Source organism: Acidobacteriota bacterium (genome assembly GCA_030949985.1).
Classification (GTDB): Bacteria; Acidobacteriota; Polarisedimenticolia; order J045; family J045; genus JALTMS01.
This window is the reverse complement of sequence record JAUZRX010000054.1, coordinates 1-4,326: the sequence shown is the minus strand read 5'-3', so window position 1 is coordinate 4,326 and position 4,326 is coordinate 1. Positions and strand designations below refer to the sequence as shown.

Genomic DNA, 4,326 nt, shown 5'->3' with positions numbered 1-4,326 from the left:
CTCTACTGTTTTCATAATCAAAGGCTCTATCGTGGCTTGCTTTACATTTTCCAGCATCTGAATAACAACGTCACCGGTACGCTGGATCATCCCTAAAATAGGCGATGAAACGGAGAAAGCACGGACCGAAGTTCAAGGCGCGGGTGGCGCTGGACGCTGTCCGGGGCGACAAGACGGTGGCAGAGATCTGCCGGAAGCACGCTGTGCATTCGAGGCATGTGGCGCGGTGGAAGAGCCAGCTGCTCGACCATCTCCCTGACCTCTTCGAGGATGGGGTCAGTTCGGCGGACGCTTGTCAGGAACAGCTCATCGAGGAGCTGTTTGCGATGATCGGTCGGTTGAAGGTCGAAAACGATTTTCTGAAAAAAATCTGGTCTTGACTAACGCGGAGTAGCGCGTCTGATCGAGCCGAGCCACGAGTTGAGTATCGTTCGGCAGTGCGAGCTGCTTGGGCTGCCACGATCGAGCTACTACTACGAGCCGAGGGCGGAGACCGAGTTGAACCTACGACGGATGCGACGGATTGACGAGGTCCATCTGAGCCAAGCATTCTACGGCAGTCGGCGAATGGCCGTCCACCTCTGCCGGGAGGGATTCGAGGTCAATCGGAAGCGGGTGCAACGACTGATGCGGTGGCGGGTACGACGGCGAGAATCGCCGCCGCTGGGGCTCGGGCACGACCTCCGGATCGGCCGCGGGCCGCGTGCCTTTTCCGGAAGCGAGGCTCTTGCTTCGCTCGGTCTTCCCTTTAGTCGAAGGCGCGCGGCCAGGAGAACCAGTAATCGCCTTGTGCTTCAATACGGGACCTCCAATTCGCCCTTTTCTGCAAAGATTCAAGGGAACCGAAGTGGCTCACGAATGTTGGCGGAGAGGGCGCCGCTCGATAACTTAGCGTCCCGGCCTGCCATGGTTCCTCCAAGCGCTAAAAATCGAAGGGTGCAGCCGCAGCCGGCGGGCAACGATCCAGACTAGGAGCACATTCCACAGGATCATCGTGGCCGTCATGGCTGCGGCGCCGCCGGCGACACCGTACCGGGGAAGCAAGAGGATGTTCAGCAGGACATTCAAGGCGGCGCTGCTTCCATAGACGACGGCGTTGAGGTTCTGGTGGCCGGTGACGTTCATGATGAGGCCGACGGATCCGGCGGCGGCGTTGACGAGATTACCGGCCACGAGAATGATCAGGACGGAGGGGGCGGCGCCCGCGGCAAAATCCGGGCCGAAGAGCGAAAGAATGGGGCGGGCCGCGACGACCAGGACCAGGCCCACCAGCAGCGAGGGCCAGAAGATCCAATGCACCACCGTGGAGAGCATGCGTTGGAGGTCCGCGTTGTTGCCGGCGTGGTACAGCTCGGAGATTCGCGGCGCGACGACGTTGTTGATGGAGCCGAGAAAGAAGCTGACCAGGGTGGCGAGCTGGGTGGCGACGGCGAAGATACCGGCGTCGGCGGGGCCCAGCATCGAGCCGACCATCAGGACGCCGAGCTGGTTGAGCAGAATGCCGAATCCGGTCATCAGCAGCAGCGGCAGGGCCACTTGCAGCCATGGGCGCCAGGCCCAGGCGGTGGGGGCTAGGCGGGCCGGCTCGGGGTAGGCGCGCCAAACCCACGCCCACTGAAGCAGCATGAAAACCGCCAGACAGCCGCCGAAGGCCAGCAGCGCGTCGAGCCCGGTCGGCTCGAGGAGCCAGTAGAGGCTTCCGGCCGCCAGCAGGGCCGCCGCGGGACGCCCGATGTTCCAGGGCAGGAAGGCCACGGTCATGCGATGGAAAGAGCGGGCCAGTTGGGTGTTGAGGACGAAGAGGGCGAAGATGGGAATGATCCAGGCGCCGATCATCAGCGCCCGGGCCTGTGCGGGGTCGAGCCATCGGCCGGCTGCCTGGTGGAAGACCGCGGCGGCGAGGGCGGCTGCCAGGAGGCCTGCGCCCATCACCAGCAGCCGCGAGCCGAGGATCAGTCCTTTGAGCAGGCCCCACTGTTTGTCGCCGGCGTGCTGGGGGATGTAGCGTTGCAGCGCCGTGGGAAAGCCGAGGCAGGCGAGGGTTCCGATCAGGGTGATCCACGAGAAGGCATAACGGTAGATGCCATATTCGTAGGTACCGAGCAGGCGGGCCAGGACCACCTGGGCCAGGTAGCCCAGTGCCATGCCGGCGACCTGGAGGATGGCGACGATGGCGGTGCCCCGCGCCACGCGGTGCATCAGGCCGTCGTGGGCCATGAAAGCCTCGAACCGTTGCCGGGCGCGAGTCAGCGGGGTGCGACGTGGGGGCTCTGGGTTCACTCGTAGGTGGCTCCGGCGGCAGGTTTCCGGGAGTCTAGCCGGGGTCGTATCCGCGATCCAGAGCGGCGGGGGGCGGGCGTGGCGCGGGCCCATGGAAGGTGCGCCCCCCGTTCCGGGCGGGAGCGCGGCGAGGGCTGGACCTGGGAGGGGAGTATATGTGGGCGTATACTTGCCGGCGGCCGGATGCAAAACCCCCGGGAGGACAACCCATGGCGCAACTGACGCTCTACGTCGACGAAGAGACGCGCCGGAAAATCGAAGCCGCCGCACGGCAGGCCCACCTCTCCGTCTCCCGCTGGGTGGTCACGACTCTCAGCCGGAGCCTGGAGCAGACCTGGCCGCGGGATTACTTCGACCTCTTCGGCAGCCTTCCGGCGGACGACCTGGAGCCCCCGGCCCAGGGCAGAGGGGGCGAGGACCCGCACGGGAGGAAGACCGGCGGATGAACTTCTTCCTCGATACCGCCATTTGCCTCGACGCTCTTGCGGGCCGCGCCCCCACCCTGGTGAAGCGGCTCCAGGGGCTGACGCCTTCCGCGATCAAGATTCCCGCCATCGTTCACGCCGAGCTTCTGCTGGCCGCAGAAAAGAGTCGCCGGCGGGAACGGGCTCTGCCAGTCGTCGAACGCTTTCTGTTCCCCTTCGAGATCGTCCCGTTCGACGCCCGCGCGGCGGCACGCCACGCGGCCCTTCGCCTCACCCTCGAGCCGCGGGAGACCGGTCTCCGGCCGCACGATCTGATCGTGGCCGCGACGGTTCTCGTCCACGACGCCACCCTCCTCACCCCTGCCGTCCGGAAGTTCCGGAAAGTTCCCGCCTTGCGCTGCGAGGAGCCGTAAGGCATTCGGAGCAAGCGCCGGGCGGCGCGGGCGCTCCGCGAAAGGCCTGACATGGGGTTCGGTCCAGGATGAATATGAAAACGCGGGAAGTGGAGTCGTTTCCGACAGGGGGCGCGCGAAAGCTGAAGACCTACGTCTACCGGCTCATCGATCCTCGAAATGGAGAGACCTTCTACATCGGCAAGGGTTAGGGCAATTGCGTGTTCAGTCACATCCGTGCCGAGAAGGGACTCGAAGGCGACGAGATCGATAACAAGCTCAGGCGCATCCGGGAAATACGGCTTGCCGGGTTCGAGGTTGCCCCTCTCATTCACCGCCACGGCATGGATGAGAGAACCGCCTTCGAAGTCGAGGCGGCGTTCATCGACTACACCTGGGGCCGAAAAATGAAGCCTCCCGAGCGAAGGGATGGCCCGCCCCCCCCGTCGCGCCGCCGCTGATGCCAACTGTCGCGCCGGCCGGGGAGCGCCTGCCCGCTGGACCGGTTCTCGATGACTACGACCAGGATGACTCCGCAACAGGGCCGCGGGGTATGTCTCTCCCCTGAGGCTATGGCGGTCGTTCTGTCTCCGTCGTGATACACCGGGATGAACGACTGCGGGGAGGGGGCATCTCTCGCGCGATGGCCAGGGCTGCACACGCCGGGTAGCTCGCTGTCCGAGCTCTTTGCCACACGGCCGGTTGCAACGGGGCCACGTCCGTCACGGCGTCGAAGTCGTGCGCGGCGGGCCTCGCGTGCATTGGGTCAACGGCCTTGTTGGCTGGCACTGTTTTTGCTTCTGCGGGCAGTGGGTCCAACCGGAACAAGAGCTGAAAGGGGCGTAAGGGGAATGGTCGTTTCAGGAAGCCGTTCGGTACCGCTACTTGCCGTGATCCTGCTTGCCACTGCCGCTGGATCTTCCTCCGCACAGACCAGTGTTCCGGGAGGAACCATTTGTGAGGACACTGTCTGGAATCTCGGCGGGTCCCCTTATGTTGTGGAAGGGGATGTCACGATCTGCTCGACTGCGACCCTGACCATCGACCCCGGGGTGCGTGTCGAGGTGGCGGGACCGTACTGGATCAAGGCGGAGGGTCGCCTGGTGGCGCAGGGCACGCCGGCGCAGCAGATCGTGTTCACGGCGCGCGATCCCCTCGCCGGGTCCGGGGCGTGGGACTGGATCGAGTTGAACCGGGAGACCTCGGATCCGGCCATGATCTCGATCCTC

The 4,326-nt window shown here is 64.9% G+C and carries 5 protein-coding genes and 1 pseudogene; 5 read left to right on the top strand and 1 reads right to left on the bottom strand.

From position 1 onward, the window contains the following. Positions 1–104 precede the first annotated feature (104 nt). The gene (locus tag Q9Q40_12115) at positions 105–380 is read left to right on the top strand and encodes a transposase (GenBank protein MDQ7007967.1); all 276 of its coding nucleotides are present in this window, start codon (positions 105–107) and stop codon (positions 378–380) included. Positions 381–888: 508 nt separating this feature from the next. Here Q9Q40_12115 and Q9Q40_12110 read toward each other — a convergent pair. After that, the gene (locus tag Q9Q40_12110; protein MDQ7007966.1) at positions 889–2,217 is read right to left on the bottom strand and encodes a flippase; all 1,329 of its coding nucleotides are present in this window, start codon (positions 2,215–2,217) and stop codon (positions 889–891) included. 272 nt (positions 2,218–2,489) lie between these two features. Here Q9Q40_12110 and Q9Q40_12105 point away from each other — a divergent pair, with 272 nt between their 5' ends. The 4 genes and pseudogenes from Q9Q40_12105 to Q9Q40_12090 form a co-directional block, all read left to right on the top strand. Beyond that, complete coding sequence (locus Q9Q40_12105; GenBank protein ID MDQ7007965.1) at positions 2,490–2,726, top strand: hypothetical protein; 237 nt, start codon at positions 2,490–2,492, stop codon at positions 2,724–2,726. Then, on the top strand, positions 2,723–3,118 hold the full coding sequence (locus Q9Q40_12100; GenBank protein ID MDQ7007964.1) for a type II toxin-antitoxin system VapC family toxin: 396 nt from the start codon (positions 2,723–2,725) through the stop codon (positions 3,116–3,118). Before Q9Q40_12105 ends, Q9Q40_12100 begins: the two co-directional genes overlap by 4 nt. Before the next feature lie 74 nt (positions 3,119–3,192). Further along, a pseudogene (locus Q9Q40_12095) lies at positions 3,193–3,486 on the top strand (GIY-YIG nuclease family protein). A gap of 609 nt (positions 3,487–4,095) precedes the next feature. Continuing rightward, a partial coding sequence (locus tag Q9Q40_12090) for a hypothetical protein (GenBank protein ID MDQ7007963.1) occupies positions 4,096–4,326 on the top strand: 231 nt, incomplete at its 3' end.